The following is a 15,447-nucleotide window of genomic DNA, read 5'->3' on the forward strand; positions in this document are numbered from 1 at the left end:
CGTCAGGGCTTGACCGAGACGTAGTAGCGCCGCGCGCCCTCGTGCAGCGGCAGCGGGTCGGTGTACACCGCGGTGCGCAGGTCCACCAGCTGCGCGGCGTGCACCTGGAGGCCGATGCCGTCCCGGCTGTCGATCACCACCCGGGTCAGCCGCTCCACCAGCGCCGGGTCCACGTCCGCCCGGGTCACCAGCAGGTTGGGCACCGCCACCGTCGGGACGGCGGTGTCCGCCGACTGCATGTGCGGGTAGGAGTCCGCCGGGATGGTCGCGGCCCGGTAGGCGTCCACCCCGCCGCCCTCCAACTGGTGCAGCCGGTCGGAGAGGTCGCCCAGCGGGACGATCCGGATCCTGGTCTGCTCGGACAGGTCGGTCAGCGCCGCGGTGGGCAGGCCGCCGGACCAGAAGAACGCGTCCAGCTGCCCGGCGCGCAGCTTGTCCGCCGCGTCGCCGACCCCGAGCGGCGCCGGCAGGACGTCCTTGTCGGGGTTCAGCCCGGCCGCCTGCAGCAGCCGCCGGGTCACCAGGTTCACGCCCGACTTGGGCTGCCCCACGCCCACCCGCAGGCCGCGCAGGTCCGCGGCGGTGCGGACCTTGGAGTCGGCCGGCACCACCAGCTGCATGTAGTCGTCGTACAGCCGGGCGATGGCCCGCAGCTTCGGCTTGGCCGGGTTGTCGAAGCTCGCCACCGCGTCCGCCGTGGCCATCGCGAAGTCGTCCCGGCCGGAGACCACCCGCTCCAGGTTGTCCAGCGAGCCCTCGGAGTTGTCCAGCCGGACCTTCACCCCGGGCATGTCCCGGCCCATGTGCTGCTTCAGCAGCGTCCCGTACCGGTCGTACACCCCGCGCGGGACCCCGGTGGCGAACGCCACCTCCCCGTGCGGCGACGCCGCCCGCTCCGCCGACGAGAACCACCAGCCACCCAGACCGCCCGCCATCAGCAGCAGCACCGCCGCCGCCCGGCACAGCCGGCTGCGGGCGGCGGACCGCAGCGCTGCACCCAGCCGGGTCGGTTCGTTCGTATCGGCCATGACAGGGATAGTGCCAGCCGGGGCCGCCCGGCGGGAGGCCCTTCCCGCTGCCCGTACCCTTGCTCTGTGGGTATGGAGGAGAGCTTGCGAACTTACAAGGTCGTCACTTACGGCTGCCAGATGAACGTCCACGACTCCGAGCGGCTGTCCGGCCTGCTGGAGGAGGCCGGGTACACCAAGGCCGCCGGCGACGGCGACCCGGACCTGGTGGTCTTCAACACCTGCGCGGTCCGCGAGAACGCCGACAACAAGCTGTACGGCAACCTCGGCCGGCTCGCCCCCGCCAAGCAGTCCAACCGCGGAATGCAGATCGCCGTCGGCGGCTGCCTCGCCCAGAAGGACCGCGAGACCATCGTCCGCAAGGCCCCCTGGGTCGACGTGGTCTTCGGCACCCACAACATCGGCCACCTGCCCGCCCTGCTGGAGCGCGCCGCGGTCGAGCAGAAGGCCCAGGTCGAGATCCTCGAGTCGCTGGAGACCTTCCCCTCCACGCTGCCCACCCGGCGGGAGTCCGCGTACGCCGCCTGGGTCGCCATCTCGGTCGGCTGCAACAACACCTGCACCTTCTGCATCGTCCCCGCGCTGCGCGGCAAGGAGGAGGACCGCCGGCCCGGCGACATCCTCGCCGAGGTCGAGGCGCTGGTCGCCGAGGGCGTCGTCGAGGTCACCCTGCTCGGCCAGAACGTCAACGCCTACGGGTCCGACCTCGGCGACCGCGAGGCGTTCAGCAAGCTGCTGCGCGCCTGCGGCGAGATCGAGGGGCTGGAGCGGGTCCGCTTCACCTCGCCGCACCCGCGCGACTTCACCGACGACGTGATCGCCGCGATGGCCGAGACGCCGAACGTGATGCACCAGCTGCACATGCCGCTGCAGTCCGGCTCCGACACCGTGCTGCGCGCGATGCGACGCTCCTACCGGCAGGAACGCTTCCTCGGCATCATCGCGAAGGTGCGCGAGGCGATGCCGGACGCCGCGATCTCCACCGACATCATCGTCGGCTTCCCCGGCGAGACCGACGAGGACTTCGAGCAGACCCTGCACACCGTCCGCGAGGCCCGGTTCGCCAACGCCTTCACCTTCCAGTACTCCAAGCGGCCCGGCACGCCCGCCGCCGAGATGGAGAACCAGATCCCCAAGGCCGTGGTGCAGGAGCGCTACGACCGGCTGATCGCCCTCCAGGAGGAGATCTCCTGGGAGGAGAACAGGAAGCAGGTCGGCCGCAAGCTCGAGATCCTGGTCGCCGAGGGCGAGGGCAAGAAGGACGACCGCACCGACCGGCTCTCCGGCCGCGCCCCCGACAACCGGCTGGTCCACTTCAGCCGGCCCGAGGGCGGGGTGCGCCCCGGCGACATGGTGACCGTCGAGATCACCTACGCCGCCCCGCACCACCTGCTCGCCGAGGGCCCGGTCCTCGACGTCCGCCGCACCCGCGCGGGCGACGCCTGGGAGAAGCGCCAGGCCGCCCCCGCGAAGCCCGCCGGCGTCATGCTGGGCCTCCCCGGCATCGGCGCCCCCAAGCCGGCGGCGGTCGACGCGGCCCCGGGCTGCGGCTGCGACTGATGCCTTCGGCAGGTCGCACCGTCAGGGGCGCGGGGAACTGCGCGCAGCGGAAGGCACCCACCAGCCAGGTCGCGCCGTCGGCAGTCACTTGCACTCGCGGCGCGACCTTGCGGTGGGCTGCCGGTTGCTCGCGCAGTTCCGCCCCCAGCCCCGAGGGGGGCCGGGAGGTGCCCCCAGCGCCCCTGTTTCGCGCCAGCGTAGAGTGATCGTCATGCTTGTTGCCGCCGCCGTGTGCCCCTGCCCGCCGCTGCTCGTGCCTGAGGTCGCGGCGGGGGCTGCGGCGGAGGCCGCCGAGTTGCGGGCCGCCTGCCTGGAGGCCGTCAGGGAGTTGGCCGGGGCGGTCGAGCTGGTCGTGGCGGTGGGGGTCGGCGAGCGGGGCGGGGTCTGGACCGAGGGCGGGGCCGGGTCGTTCCACCGGTACGGGGTGGCGAAGGCGGTGCGGCTGCCGCTCGGCGGGGTCGACGGGCCGGAGCTGCCGCCGTCGCTGACCGTCGGGGCGTGGCTGCTGGAGGAGGCCGGGGCGCGGGTGCCGACGCACGCGGTCGCGGTGCGCCCGGACACCGCCCCGGAGCGGCTCCTCGGCCTAGGCCAGGGTCTGGCCGAACTCGCCGACCGCGTCGGCCTGTTGGTGCTCGGCGACGGCAGCGCCCGGCGCTCCGTCAAGGCGCCGGGCTACCTGGACGAGCGCGCCGAACCGTACGACGCGGCGATCGCCGAGGCCCTCGCTGCGGCCGACCCGGTGGCGCTGGCCGCCCTCGACCCGCAGCTGGCGGCCGAGCTGGCGGCCGAGGGCCGGGCCCCGTGGCAGGTGCTCGCGGGCGCCGCGACCGGCGCCGGGCTGACCGGCGAGTTGCGGTACGACGCAGCGCCGTACGGCGTCGGCTACCTGGTGGCCTCCTGGCGCTGAGCGCGCCGCTCCCGGCCGGTCAGTCGCCGTCCTTGGGCTTGCTGGCGAAGTCGTCGCGGGCGTGCTTGGCCTTGGCGGTGCCGCTCTCGATCTTCTCGCTGTACTTGTGCTTGGTGGCGCGGTCGATGGTGTCACCGGCCTTGTCGACCATGGTGTCGATCTTCTCGCCGTGCTTCCCGGCCAGCTCGCTGGCCTTCTCCTTGAGCTCCTCGGCCTTGCCCTTGAGGTTGTCCATCAGGCTCATTGCGCGCATTCCTCGCTTATCGGGGCTCATCGGGTCGGATCCGTCCCAGACACAACGGATCATCCCCCTCGGTGGTGCCCGTGACACGGACACCACGTGGCTTTTGCGAGACTGGAGGGGTGAGCAGCTCCCCCTCCTCCTCGTCCGCTTCCCCCCGCCGGGTCGTCTCGGTGGTCGGTTCGACCGCCGCCGGCAAGTCCGACCTGGCGGTGGCGATCGCCCGCGAGCTGGGCGGGGAGGTGGTGAACACCGACTCGATGCAGCTGTACCGGGGGATGGACATCGGCACGGCGAAGCTGACCGTCGAGGAGCGCGGCGGCATCCCGCACCACCTGCTGGACGTCTGGGACGTGACCGAGACCGCGTCGGTGGCGGAGTACCAGCGCCTCGCCAGGGCCGAGATGGACCGGCTGCTGGCGGCCGGGCGGATCCCGGTGCTGGTCGGCGGCTCGGGGCTGTACGTGCGGGCGGCGGTCGACGAGATGGAGTTCCCGGGTACGGACGCCGCGGTGCGGGCCCGGCTGGAGGAGGAGCTGGCCGCGGTCGGCCCGGGGGCGCTGTACCGCAGGCTGGCGGAGCTGGACCCGGCGGCGGCGGAGGCGATCCTGCCGAGCAACGGGCGGCGGATCGTCCGGGCGCTGGAGGTCATCGAGATCACCGGGAAGCCGTTCACCGCGAACCTGCCGGTCCAGCGGGAGGTCTACCGGGCGGTGCAGATCGGCGTCCAGGTGCCGCGGCCGGAGCTGGACGCCCGGATCGAGTTGCGGGTGGACCGGATGTGGCAGGCCGGGCTGCTGGACGAGGTGCGGGAGTTGGAGAAGGCCGGCCTGCGGGAGGGGCTGACGGCGAGTCGGGCGCTCGGCTACCAGCAGGTGCTGGCGTACTTCGCGGGCGAGTGCACCGAGGACGAGGCGCGCGCGGAGACGGTGCGGGCGACCCGCCGGTTCGCCCGGCGGCAGGAGTCCTGGTTCCGCCGGGACGAGCGGATCCACTGGCTGGAACGACCCGAGGGCGCCGACCCGGTGGAGTTGCTGGGCCGCTCGCTGGAACTGATCGACCGGGACGGCGCGTCCTGACCGGTGCCGGGTAGCCCGCCGACCAGCGGCGCAATCCGGCTGACCGGCGGGTTTCGGCTGCGAACCGACCCGATCCGGCCAGCTGCTCGGGCAGCTGCACCGGCAGGCGCAGGTGCAGAAGGAACCGGCGGTCACGGCGGGATCACGTCCTGGCATCGGATCACCCGATCAAGCCGTGGGACGCCCTGTCCGACTGCTTGCACATGCCATCATCGGTAGCACCGAGGCCCGGCACGCGGGCCGGCCTCACCGCCCGCGAGCCTGTGAGCTCGTGTCGAGCCGTCAGGGGAGGCCGCGTGTCAACGGGTACCGGCCCCGAAACCGATGAGCTGATCGGCGGTATGTCCGACGGTTCGGAGACTCTTCCCGAACTCGCCGTTCCCACCACCTCGTACGCGGTCGCCCTCCCGGCGATCGACGACCTCGGCGTGGCCGGCGTGGTGCACGAGCGGGACATCCGCCCGCGCCGCCGACTGCGCTGGTGGCAGATCCTGCCGATCGCCGGCACCGCGATGATCGGCTCGCTGATGTTCGCCTTCCCGCTGGCCTTCGGCAGCGACGGCGCCACCGCGATGATCGGGATGCTGGGCCTGCTGATCACCGCCGCCTCGGTCGGCTGGGGCGCGATGGCCGCCCGCCGGGCCGGCTACAAGTGGCCGGGGGTGCCGCGCCGCGGCAGTGCCGAGCGGGCCGGGTGGAAGGCGATCGTGGTCTACACCCTGCTGGTGTGCGCCGCCCTGGCGCTGGCCCTGTGGCGGGTCGTGCAGCTGCGCGGCTGACGGCCCGTCCGCTGCCCGGACGGCTTCGGGCCCGAGCGCGGCGGACGGCTACGATCGATGGTGTGAGCGAGCGCAGCGGCATCGAGCGGATCAGCGGGACGGCCTTCCTCAAGGGGCACGGCACCCAGAACGACTTCGTGATCATCCCCGACCCGGACGGCGCGCTGGAACTGCCCGCCGAGACGGTCGCCGCACTCTGCGACCGCCGGGCGGGCATCGGCGCCGACGGCGTGCTCCGGGTGGTCCGCTCGGCGGCCGACCCGGCCGCGGCGGCGATGGCCGACGAGGCCGAGTGGTTCATGGACTACCGCAACGCCGACGGCTCCATCGCCGAGATGTGCGGCAACGGCGTGCGGGTCTTCGCCCGCTACCTGGTGCACGCCGGCCACGCGAAGCCGGGCCCGCTGGCGGTCGCCACCCGGGCCGGCGTGCGCCGGGTGCGGATCGCCGAGGACGCCGCGGACGGCGCCCCGGGCCAGGTCACCGTGGACATGGGCAGCGCCCGGCTGCCCGGCCCGGACGGGATCACCGTCACCGTGGGCGCGCACAGCTGGCCCGCGCTCAACGTCAACATGGGCAACCCGCACGCGGTGGCCTTCGTCGCCGACCTCGCCGACGCCGGGAACCTCTACGAGGCGCCGGCCACCGCGCCCGACGGGGTCTACCCGCAGGGCGTCAACGTGGAGTTCGTGGTCGACCGCGGCGAGCGGCACGTGGCGATGCGGGTGCACGAGCGCGGCTCCGGCGAGACCCGCTCCTGCGGCACCGGCGCCTGCGCGGTCGCGGTGGCCGCGGCCCGGCGCGACGGCAACGACCCGGCCGTCACCGGACGGCCCGTCAGCTACACCGTGGACGTGCCCGGCGGGCGGCTGGTGATCGAGGAGTTCCCGGACGGCCGGATCGAGATGACCGGCCCCGCGGTGATCGTCGCCGAGGGCGTGCTGAAGTAGCGTCAGCCCGCGCCGGTCGCGGGCCCGATGCGGCGTCAGGCCCCGCTTCCCAGCCCGGGATCGGGTTAATCCCCCCGTTCGGGTGATCCGGGTGACGGAGGGGAAGCGGGGGCTCGCGGAACGTGGTCTGCTCGGTAGCATGGACCACCGGGTCGGCCGTCGCTCCGGTGTTGCTGCCGGAGGTGCAGATGACCATCCGCTCCGAGTCGGCGGACTCGCCGTCCAAGCAGCAGGCGGGCCGGTTCAGCCGCGCCGCGCTGGGCCGGGCGGGCCGGGCGGCCCTGCTGGCCACCGGGCGGACCCCCTTCCCGGACGCGATCGAGCCGATCGTCCAGGCCCACCGGGTGCACCGACCCAACGCCGACCTGGCGCTGCTCGGCCGGGCCTACCGGCTCGCCGAGGAGAGCCACCGCGGCCAGACCCGCAAGAGCGGCGAGCCGTTCATCACCCACCCGCTCGCGGTGACCATGATCCTCGCCCAGCTCGGCGCGGACACCACCACACTGGTCGCCTCGCTGCTGCACGACACGGTCGAGGACACCGAGGTGACGCTGGCTCAGGTCGCCGAGGACTTCGGCCCCGAGGTGGCCTACCTGGTCGACGGCGTCACCAAGCTGGAGAAGGTCGACTTCGGGGCCGCCGCCGAACCCGAGACCTTCCGCAAGATGCTGGTCGCCACCGGCGACGACGTCCGGGTGATGGTGATCAAGCTCGCCGACCGGCTGCACAACATGCGCACCATCCGGCACATGAAGCCGGCCAGCCAGGTCCGGATCGCCAAGGTGACCCGGGACGTGCTGATCCCGCTCGCCGAGCGGCTGGGCATCCAGGTGGTCAAGGCCGAGCTCGAGGACATCGTGTTCGCCACCCTGCACCCCGAGGAGTACGAGCGGGCCGGGGCGATCGCCGTCGCCCGCGCCGCGGAGGGCGACGCCGTGCTCACCCCGTTCGCCGCCGAGCTCGGCCGCCAGCTCGCCGAGGCCGGGATCGCCGCCACCGTCACCGTCCGCCCCCGGCACCGGGTCTCGCTGCACCGGGTGCTGCTGGGGCGCGGCGCCGCCGCCGACGGGGCCGGCCTGCGCCCCGGCGACTTCGGCCGGCTGCTGGTGGTGGTCGACGAGAACGCCGACTGCTACGCCGTCCTCGGCGAGCTGCACACCTGCTGGACGCCGCTGCCCGGCGAGTTCAAGGACTTCGTGGCGGCGCCCAAGTTCAACCTGTACCAGTCGCTGCACACCGCCGTGGCGCTGCCCGGCGGCGAGGTGATCGAGGTGCTGGTGCGCACCCGCCGGATGCACGAGATCGCCGAGACCGGCGTGGTCGCGCTCGGCGACCCGCACGGCGGGCCGGCCGCGCCGGGCGCCGAGGAGGACGGCGATGACCGCACCGACCCGGCCCGCCCCGGCTGGCTGGCCCGGCTGCTGGAGTGGCAGCAGGACATCCCCGACCCGGACGCCTTCTGGACGGCGCTGACCGCCGACCTCTCCGACGACCGGGAGATCACCGCCGTCACCGAGGACGGCGTCACCCTGCACCTGCCCGCCGCGGCGAGCTGCCTGGACGCCGCCTACCTGCTCGGCGAGGAGATCGGCCACCGATGTATCGGCGCCCGGGTCAACGGCCGGCTCACCGCGCTCTCCACCGAACTGCGCGACGGCGACGTGCTCGGCGTGATCACCGCCCCGGCGGGTGAGGAGAGCGGCCCCGACCCGCAGTGGCCCGAGTTCGTCCGCACCCCCGCCGCCCGGCTCGCGATCGAGCGCCGGCTCGCCCAGCGCCCGCCGCCCGCCCCCGCCGAGGAGCAGGCCCCCACCACCGGTGCGCCGCTGCCCGCCGCGCTGCCCGCCGCGCCCGCGGCCGCCCCCGCCGAGGTGCCCGAACTGCCGGGCGCCGCCGTCCGGTTGGCCCGCTGCTGCACCCCCGTGCCGCCCGACCGGGTGACCGGCTTCCTGATCCGCGGCGGCGCGGTCGCCGTGCACAGGTCCGACTGCGCCACCGGCGAGCGGATGCTGCGCACCGGCCGCCGCCCGCTGGAGGTGGCCTGGCTGCCCGGCGGCGCCCCGCGCTGGGGCTACCGCGCCACCCTGTACGCCGAGGCGCTGAACCGCCCCCGGCTGCTGGCCGACCTGACCGCGGCGATCTCCGGCGAGGACGTGTCGATCTTCTCCGCCGACGTCGAACCGCCCCGCCAGCTGCGGGTCCGGCACACCTACACCGTCGAGCTGCCGGACGCCGCGGCGCTGCCCGCGGTGATGCGGGCGATGCTGCGGGTCTCCGGCGTCTACGACGTCTACCGGCCCGGCGGGCTGGAGGAGGCACCCGGCGTCCCGCCCGGCCGCGGCGGCGCGGCGGCCGGTAATGGGGATGACTCGGGCACAGCGGGCGTGCGACCATCGTGGGGAATTCACGGCGACTCCGCCGTGTTGTCCGAGAGCACGATCAGATCAACCTAAGGATGCAATGACCTCCACGTTCGACAGCCGCACCCGATCGAGCGAGTCCGCCAGCCGACTCGCCGACCTCAAGGCGGAAGCCCTGATGGACGAGGACCTCGCGGCGATCGACGAGGACCTCGGCAACACCTACGACGGAGAGCAGTACGACCGCTCCGAGCGCGCCGCACTTCGCCGTGTCGCCGGGCTCTCCACCGAACTGCAGGACGTCACCGAAGTCGAGTACCGCCAGCTCCGCCTGGAGCGCGTGGTGCTCGTCGGCGTGTGGACGGACGGCACGCTGGAGGAGGCGGAGAACTCGATGGCCGAGCTCGCCGCCCTCGCCGAGACCGCCGGTTCCGAGGTCCTGGACGGCGTGATCCAGCGCCGCGACAAGCCCGACGCCGCCACCTACATCGGCTCCGGCAAGGCCCAGCAGCTGCGCGACATCGTCGCCTCCACCGGTGCCGACACCGTGGTCTGCGACGGTGAGCTGACGCCCGGTCAGCTGATCCACCTCGAAGACGTGGTCAAGGTCAAGGTGGTCGACCGCACCGCGCTGATCCTGGACATCTTCGCCCAGCACGCCAAGTCCCGGGAGGGCAAGGCGCAGGTCTCGCTGGCGCAGATGCAGTACATGCTGCCGCGGCTGCGCGGTTGGGGTCAGTCGCTGTCCCGGCAGATGGGTGGCGGTGGCTCCGGCTCCTCGGGCGGCGGCATGGCCACCCGTGGTCCCGGTGAGACCAAGATCGAGACCGACCGGCGGCGGATCCGCGAGAAGATGGCGAAGCTCCGCAAGGAGATCGCCGAGATGAAGAAGGGCCGCGACACCAAGAGGCAGGAGCGGCGGCGCCACCAGGTGCCCTCGGTGGCCATCGCCGGGTACACCAACGCTGGCAAGTCCTCGCTGCTCAACCGGCTCACCGGGGCCGGCGTCCTGGTGGAGAACGCGCTGTTCGCCACCCTGGACCCGACCGTCCGCCGGGCGCAGACCCCGAGCGGCCGGGTGTACACGCTGGCCGACACCGTCGGCTTCGTCCGGCACCTGCCGCACCACCTGGTCGAGGCGTTCCGCTCCACCATGGAGGAGGTCGGCGACGCCGACCTGATCCTGCACGTCGTCGACGGCTCGCACCCCGAGCCGGAGACCCAGCTGGCCGCGGTCCGCGAGGTCATCGTGTCGGTCGAGGCGCAGGGCGTGCCGGAGATCGTGGTGATCAACAAGGCGGACGCCGCGGACCCGACGGTCCTGCAGCGGCTGCTGCGCCGCGAGCCGCACGCCATCGTGGTCTCGGCCCGCACCGGGCAGGGCATCGAGGAGCTGCTGGCGCTGATCGACCAGGAGCTGCCGCGCCCGGCCGTCGAGGTCCGGGTCGTGGTGCCCTACACCCGCGGCGACCTGGTCTCCCGGGTGCACGCGGAGGGCGAGCTGCTCGCCACCGAGCACACCGCGGAGGGCACCCTGCTGCACGCCAAGGTGGCGGCGACGCTGGCGAGCGAGCTGGAGCGCTTCGCGGTCGTCACCGCGTAGGCACGTCGCACCGAAGGGGTGCGGGGAACGGCGCAGGCCGTTCCCCGCACCCCTTCGCGTTGCCGCCTACTGCTGCTTGGACTGCAGGAACGCGTCGAACATCCGCTTCGCGTCCTGGCCCAGGTTGGGGCCGGCCAGCATGCTGGTGGGGGTGTTGCCGACCGAGGTGTTGGAGAACAGGGCGAGCTTGCCGTCGTGCCGGGTGAACCAGCCGCCGCCGCTGGAGCCGCCGGTCATGGTGCAGCCGATGGAGAGCATCGGCGGCCGGGAGGCGTCGTAGACGTACGGGGTCGGCTTGGCCGCGGAGTCGCAGTGCTCGAGCTCCTGGCCGTCGAACGGGTCGTCGGCGGGGTAGCCGTAGGCGGAGGGCGTGGTGATCTGGTCGGGCTGGGCGCCGAACCAGATCGGGACGGCGCCGCCGACCGTCTCCTCCAGCGACTTGCTGCCGCCGTTCTGGTTGACCACCCGGATCACCGCGAAGTCGAACTGGCTGGCCGGGCCGCCCTTCTCGCCGCCCTCGGCGCCCCACTGCGGCATCACGTAGATGTTCCGGGCCGCCCACACGCCGAGCGGGGCGACCTGCTCGAAGGTGCCCTTCCTGCCGTTGCTGGCCGCGCCGGCCTTGTTGTAGGCGGGCACGAAGCTGATCTTCTTGAAGTAGTCGCCGCCCTTGCCCTCGTGGACGCAGTGCGCGGCGGTCCACACCAGGTTGGACTTGCCGGGGTGCTGCGGGTCGGCGACCACGGTGCCGGAGCACTCGGCGTAGCTGTCGGCGGCGATCTGCATGAAGATCTTGCCGACCACCGCGGTGTCCGGGTTGTAGGGGTGCGGCTGGGCCTTGGCGGGGATCGCGTTCGGGAAGACCACCTCGGCCCGGGTCGGCGTCTTGGCCTGCGCGACGTTGGCCTCCTTGGGCTTGACGCCCTTGGCCGAGTTCAGCTTGCCCTGGTCCCAGAAGTCCTTGAGGGCCGCGACGTCCTCGGGCTTGAAGCCGTGCTTGGAGGCCCAGTCCGCCCAGTCGTCGGCGGTCCAGCTGGCGACCTTGGCGAGGGCGTCCTGGATGTCCTTCAGGTCGATGCTCGGCTTGGAGGCGGTGCCGCTCGCGGCGACGCCCGGCTTCGGGTCGTCGTTCTGGCAGGCGGTGGCGGTCAGGGCGAGGACGGTCACCAGGGCCGCCGCGGCGGCGGCCCGGCCGCGGCGCGGCGTGCGGTGCGTGGTGGTGGTCATGGGCGATCCCCGTGTTCGTCTGGCGGTCGGACTGTCGGGTGGAGGTGACGCGGGGTCACTTCCGGGAGATGTAGTCGAGTGCCTGGCGGGCGACGCCCTCCAGGTAGGGGCCGTTCAGCGCGGTGTGCGCCTGGGTGCCGATCGAGGTGTTGCTGACCAGCCGCTGGCGGCCGTCCGGGCCGTCGGCGAACCAGCCGCCGCCGGAGGCGCCGCCGGTCATCGTGCAGCCGATCACCAGCATCGCCGGGCGGTTCGCGTCGAAGCTGCGGGAGCCCGGGCGGCCGGAGTCGCAGCGCTGCAGCTCCTGGCCGTCGAAGGGCGGGGTGGCCGGGTATCCCCAGGCCTGGATGGCGAGTTGCTCGCGCGGGGCGTCGAACCAGACCGGCACGGCGGTACCGATCACCTCCTCCAGCGAGCGCTGCTCGCCCTCGGGTCCGTGCACCTTCATCACGGCGAAGTCGTACTGGTTGGCGGCGTCGCCGCCCCGGGTGCCCTCGGTGGTCCACAGCGGCGAGGTGATCACCTGGTCGGCCCACCACTGGCCCAGCGGGGCGATCTCGGCGAGGGCCGCCTTGTGGTGGTCGCTGGCCGCGCCGGAGGAGTTGTAGGCGGGCACGAAGACCAGGTTCTTGTACCAGTCGCCGCCCTTGCCCTCGTGGACGCAGTGCGCGGCGGTCCACACCAGGTCGGACTTGCCGGGGTGCTGCGGGTAGGCGACCACGGTGGCCGAGCACTGGCCGGTGCCGCCGTTCGGCGCGGTCATGAACACCTTCCCGGAGGCCGGGTACCCGGTGTAGGGCCGCGGCACCGGCTGGGCCTGCACGGCGGGCGGCGCGGCCGGGGCCGAGGCGGAAGCCGACGGCGCGGCCGAGGACGGCGCGGGCGAGGCGGGCGACGGCTCGGGGACGGCGGCGGGCTGCTGCGGCGGCGCCTGGTCCATCCGCTCGGCGCTCCACAGGCCCGGCACCGCCGGGTTGCGGAAGCCGTGCCGCTGCGCCCAGCGGTCCCAGTCGGCGAAGCCCCAGTGCTTCAACTCGGCGAAGCCGTGCGGCCCTTCGCCCCCGTCGCCGCCGCCCGAGGTGCACGCGGCGACCCCGCACAGCACGGCCGCCGCGGTCAGTGCGGCCACGGCCCGACGCCCGATCGCCATCGTCCATCCCCCTGTGGCAGTCCGTCTCCCCGAGGGACAGTCTTCCATCCGTCCCCGACGGCCTCGCGGGCGGTGCGCTCCTGTTGACGTCCGGTCACCGAAACGTGACCGTGACGGCGCGTCAGGGTCGCAGCTCTCACACGGACGGGTGAGTGATCGTCGGAAAGTCACTGGAACGAGTGAGCTGATCTTGTGCCGGGACGCGCGGGATAGGTAGCCCTTACCTGAAGGCAATCGCGCGGCTCAAGGAGCGGATTTGGCCACCACCCTCACCGGAGTCCTCCCGGCTGCCCGGCCGGCCGCCGGGCACCCCGTCCCGGACCCGCTGCTCGACCCCGATCCGGCCGTCGCCGCCGAACACGCCGCCACCGAGAGCCTGTTGCGCTGCTGGGCCCGGGAGACCGCGGCCCCGCGCCCGGACGGCGGGGTGCTGCGCATCCCGGTGCTCGGCGGCGCCGCGCAGCTGTCCGCGCCGGTGGCGCACTGGTCCGCGTGCGGCTGGCACCGCTTCGGCCCGGCCACCGTCTCCACCGGCGCCGACGAGCACCCGGTGGACGCCGTCACCGTCGCCGCCCTGGTGGCGGGCGCCACCGGACGCCCCGAGCCGGGCCAACTCGCCGACCTGACGGCCCGGGTGGCCGACTCGGTGGGCCGCACCGCGGAGATCCTCGCCCACCGCCGGTCGATCTCCACCGCCCCCGCCGACCCGTTCCTGCGCGCCGAGCAGTCGCTGCTGCTCGGCCACCCGCTGCACCCCACCCCGAAGAGCCGCGACGGCCTCGGCCCGGCCCAGTCCGCCGCGTACTCGCCCGAACTGCACGGCTCGTTCAAGCTGCACTGGTGGGCCGTGGACCGCTCGCTGCTGGCGGCCGACTCCGCCACCGGCACGCCCGCCGAGCAGCTCACCGCCGAGCTGTACGGCCGCGCGGTGCCCGCGGGCACCGCCGTCCTGCCGCTGCACCCGTGGCAGGCCCGGGAGTTGGCGCTGCGCCCGGCCGTCGCCGAGCTGCTCGACGCGGGCCTGCTGCGCGACCTCGGCCAGCACGGCGAGCCCTGGCACCCGACCAGCTCGGTGCGCACCGTCTGCCGGCCCGGCACCCCGTGGATGCTCAAGCTGTCGCTGGGCCTGCGGATCACCAACTCCCGCCGGGAGAACCTGCGCAAGGAGCTGCACCGCGGCGCCGAGGTGCACCGGCTGCTGACCGCCGGGCTCGCCAAGCGCTGGCACGCCGCCCACCCGGGCTTCGACATCGTCCGCGACCCGGCCTGGATCGGCGTCGACCACCCGGCCCTCGGCGACCCGAACGGCCTGGACACCGTGCTGCGGCAGCAGCCGTTCACGCCCGCCGACCGGGCGCTGTGCGTCGCCGGGCTGGTCGCCGAACAGCCGATCGGCCGGCTCACCTCGCAACTCGCGAACATCCTGGGAGAGTTGGCGGCCCGCACCGGACGGCCGGGGCCGACCGTCGCCACCGAGTGGTTCCTGCGGTACCTGGACGCCGTGGTGCTGCCGATCCTCTGGCTGGACGGCCAGGCCGGCATCGCCCTCGAAGCCCACCAGCAGAACAGCCTGGTGCTGCTGGACGCCGAGGGCTGGCCGACCGGCGGCCGCTACCGCGACAACCAGGGCTACTACTTCCGCGCCTCGCACACCGACCGGCTGCACGCCCGGCTGCCCGAACTCGGCGCCCGCAGCGACACCTTCGTCCCCGACGCGGTCGCCGACGAACGCTTCGCCTACTACCTCGGCATCAACCACGTGCTCGGCCTGATCGGCGCCTTCGGCTCCCAGCGGCTCGCCGACGAACAGGTGCTGCTCGCCGCGCTGCGCCGCTTCCTGTCCGGCGAGGCCGCCCGGGCCACCGGCTCGACGCTGCCCGCCCACCTGCTGGACGCGCCGACCCTGCGCTGCAAGGCCAACCTGCTGACCCGGCTGCACGGCCTGGACGAACTGGTCGGCCCGGTGGAGACCCAGTCGGTGTACGTGGAGATCGACAACCCGGTGGCCCGGGCGTGACACCCGACCTCGGCCCGATGCCCACCCCGGCCGGAGAACTCGTGCTCCGGCCGGTCCGGCTCCCCGACGACCTCGACCTGCTCACCGGCTGGATGAACGACCCGGCGGTGGCCGCCTGGTGGGAGCTGGCCGGCCCGCCCGCCACCACCGCCGCGCACCTCGCCCCGCAGCTCGCCGGCGACGGCCGCAGCCAGCCCCGGATCGCACTGCTCGACGGCGCGCCCACCGGCTACTTCGAGCTGTACCGCGCCGACCTCGACCCGCTCGCCGCGCACTACCCGGCCCGCCCGTACGACACCGGCCTGCACCTGCTGCTCGGCCCCCCGGCCGCCCGCGGCCGCGGACTCGGCGCCCTGCTGCTCGACGCGATCGCCACCCGGCTGCTGGAGCGCCACCGGGCCTGCACCCGGGTGCTCGCCGAACCGGACGTCCGCAACACGCCGTCCGTCCGGGCGTTCGCCGCCGCCGGGTTCACCCGCGCCGCCGAGCTCGACCTGCCCGACAAACGCGCTGCCCTGATGGTCCGTCAGCGCGTCGAATCCTAGG

Annotated in this window: 13 protein-coding genes; 9 read left to right on the forward strand and 4 right to left on the reverse strand. The window is 73.8% G+C overall.

Annotated elements, in window-relative coordinates; translation table 11 throughout:
• Nucleotides 1–2 precede the first annotated feature (2 nt).
• A complete protein-coding gene (locus tag AB0K51_RS22530) occupies nucleotides 3–1,028 on the reverse strand; it encodes a TAXI family TRAP transporter solute-binding subunit (protein ID WP_363458346.1) in 1,026 nt (341 codons plus the stop codon).
• Between the two features lie 72 nt (nucleotides 1,029–1,100).
• Here AB0K51_RS22530 and miaB point away from each other — a divergent pair, with 72 nt between their 5' ends.
• The gene (miaB, locus tag AB0K51_RS22535) at nucleotides 1,101–2,588 is read left to right on the forward strand and encodes a tRNA (N6-isopentenyl adenosine(37)-C2)-methylthiotransferase MiaB (protein ID WP_363458385.1); all 1,488 of its coding nucleotides are present in this window, start codon (nucleotides 1,101–1,103) and stop codon (nucleotides 2,586–2,588) included.
• A 211-nt stretch (nucleotides 2,589–2,799) separates the two neighbouring features.
• On the forward strand, nucleotides 2,800–3,495 hold the full coding sequence (locus AB0K51_RS22540) for a hypothetical protein (protein ID WP_363458348.1): 696 nt from the start codon (nucleotides 2,800–2,802) through the stop codon (nucleotides 3,493–3,495).
• Nucleotides 3,496–3,514: 19 nt separating this feature from the next.
• On the opposite strand, the gene AB0K51_RS22545 is transcribed toward AB0K51_RS22540, so the two are convergent.
• Entirely contained in the window at nucleotides 3,515–3,739 is a 225-nt protein-coding gene (locus AB0K51_RS22545; RefSeq protein ID WP_363458350.1) for an antitoxin, read from the reverse strand.
• A gap of 119 nt (nucleotides 3,740–3,858) precedes the next feature.
• Between AB0K51_RS22545 and miaA the strand changes: the two genes are divergently transcribed.
• The 5 genes from miaA (at nucleotide 3,859) to hflX (ending at nucleotide 10,507) form a co-directional block, all read left to right on the forward strand.
• A complete protein-coding gene (gene miaA, locus AB0K51_RS22550) occupies nucleotides 3,859–4,815 on the forward strand; it encodes a tRNA (adenosine(37)-N6)-dimethylallyltransferase MiaA (protein WP_363458352.1) in 957 nt (318 codons plus the stop codon).
• 341 nt (nucleotides 4,816–5,156) lie between these two features.
• Nucleotides 5,157–5,594: a hypothetical protein gene (locus tag AB0K51_RS22555; RefSeq protein ID WP_363458353.1), complete on the forward strand. Its 438-nt coding sequence runs from the start codon at nucleotides 5,157–5,159 to the stop codon at nucleotides 5,592–5,594.
• A gap of 62 nt (nucleotides 5,595–5,656) precedes the next feature.
• Nucleotides 5,657–6,544, forward strand: a complete 888-nt coding sequence (gene dapF, locus AB0K51_RS22560; protein WP_363458355.1) for a diaminopimelate epimerase — start codon at nucleotides 5,657–5,659, stop codon at nucleotides 6,542–6,544.
• Nucleotides 6,545–6,732: 188 nt separating this feature from the next.
• A complete protein-coding gene (locus tag AB0K51_RS22565; protein WP_363458357.1) occupies nucleotides 6,733–8,997 on the forward strand; it encodes an HD domain-containing protein in 2,265 nt (754 codons plus the stop codon).
• A 7-nt stretch (nucleotides 8,998–9,004) separates the two neighbouring features.
• Nucleotides 9,005–10,507 (forward strand): GTPase HflX, encoded by a 1,503-nt coding sequence (gene hflX, locus AB0K51_RS22570; RefSeq protein ID WP_363458359.1) that lies wholly within the window; start codon nucleotides 9,005–9,007, stop codon nucleotides 10,505–10,507.
• A 66-nt stretch (nucleotides 10,508–10,573) separates the two neighbouring features.
• Here the strand turns inward: hflX and AB0K51_RS22575 are convergent, their stop codons facing one another.
• Both AB0K51_RS22575 and AB0K51_RS22580 read right to left on the reverse strand, forming a co-directional pair.
• Complete coding sequence (locus AB0K51_RS22575; protein ID WP_363458361.1) at nucleotides 10,574–11,734, reverse strand: hypothetical protein; 1,161 nt, start codon at nucleotides 11,732–11,734, stop codon at nucleotides 10,574–10,576.
• 55 nt (nucleotides 11,735–11,789) lie between these two features.
• Nucleotides 11,790–12,884 carry a hypothetical protein gene (locus tag AB0K51_RS22580; RefSeq protein ID WP_363458363.1) on the reverse strand — a complete coding sequence of 365 codons (1,095 nt, stop codon included), beginning with the start codon at nucleotides 12,882–12,884 and terminating at the stop codon, nucleotides 11,790–11,792.
• 256 nt (nucleotides 12,885–13,140) lie between these two features.
• Here AB0K51_RS22580 and AB0K51_RS22585 point away from each other — a divergent pair, with 256 nt between their 5' ends.
• Both AB0K51_RS22585 and AB0K51_RS22590 read left to right on the forward strand, forming a co-directional pair.
• Nucleotides 13,141–14,901, forward strand: a complete 1,761-nt coding sequence (locus AB0K51_RS22585) for an IucA/IucC family protein (protein WP_363458365.1) — start codon at nucleotides 13,141–13,143, stop codon at nucleotides 14,899–14,901.
• Nucleotides 14,793–15,446, forward strand: a complete 654-nt coding sequence (locus tag AB0K51_RS22590; RefSeq protein ID WP_363458387.1) for a GNAT family N-acetyltransferase — start codon at nucleotides 14,793–14,795, stop codon at nucleotides 15,444–15,446. The genes AB0K51_RS22585 and AB0K51_RS22590 overlap by 109 nt, the downstream gene beginning before the upstream one ends.
• Nucleotide 15,447: the final 1 nt, after the last annotated feature.

It is taken from the genome of Kitasatospora sp. NPDC049285, from assembly GCF_040678815.1.
Taxonomy (GTDB): Bacteria; Actinomycetota; Actinomycetes; order Streptomycetales; family Streptomycetaceae; genus Kitasatospora.

What these genes read in the sequence shown, in the direction of transcription:
- miaB (WP_363458385.1), top strand. Translation starts at nt 1,101, where the DNA reads ATGGAGGAGAGCTTGCGAACTTACAAGGTCGTCACTTACGGCTGCCAG.
- AB0K51_RS22575 (WP_363458361.1), bottom strand. Translation starts at nt 11,734, where the DNA reads ATGACCACCACCACGCACCGCACGCCGCGCCGCGGCCGGGCCGCCGCC.
- AB0K51_RS22555 (WP_363458353.1), top strand. Translation starts at nt 5,157, where the DNA reads ATGTCCGACGGTTCGGAGACTCTTCCCGAACTCGCCGTTCCCACCACC.
- AB0K51_RS22565 (WP_363458357.1), top strand. Translation starts at nt 6,733, where the DNA reads ATGACCATCCGCTCCGAGTCGGCGGACTCGCCGTCCAAGCAGCAGGCG.
- hflX (WP_363458359.1), top strand. Translation starts at nt 9,005, where the DNA reads ATGACCTCCACGTTCGACAGCCGCACCCGATCGAGCGAGTCCGCCAGC.
- AB0K51_RS22530 (WP_363458346.1), bottom strand. Translation starts at nt 1,028, where the DNA reads ATGGCCGATACGAACGAACCGACCCGGCTGGGTGCAGCGCTGCGGTCC.
- AB0K51_RS22540 (WP_363458348.1), top strand. Translation starts at nt 2,800, where the DNA reads ATGCTTGTTGCCGCCGCCGTGTGCCCCTGCCCGCCGCTGCTCGTGCCT.
- AB0K51_RS22545 (WP_363458350.1), bottom strand. Translation starts at nt 3,739, where the DNA reads ATGAGCCTGATGGACAACCTCAAGGGCAAGGCCGAGGAGCTCAAGGAG.
- AB0K51_RS22580 (WP_363458363.1), bottom strand. Translation starts at nt 12,884, where the DNA reads ATGGCGATCGGGCGTCGGGCCGTGGCCGCACTGACCGCGGCGGCCGTG.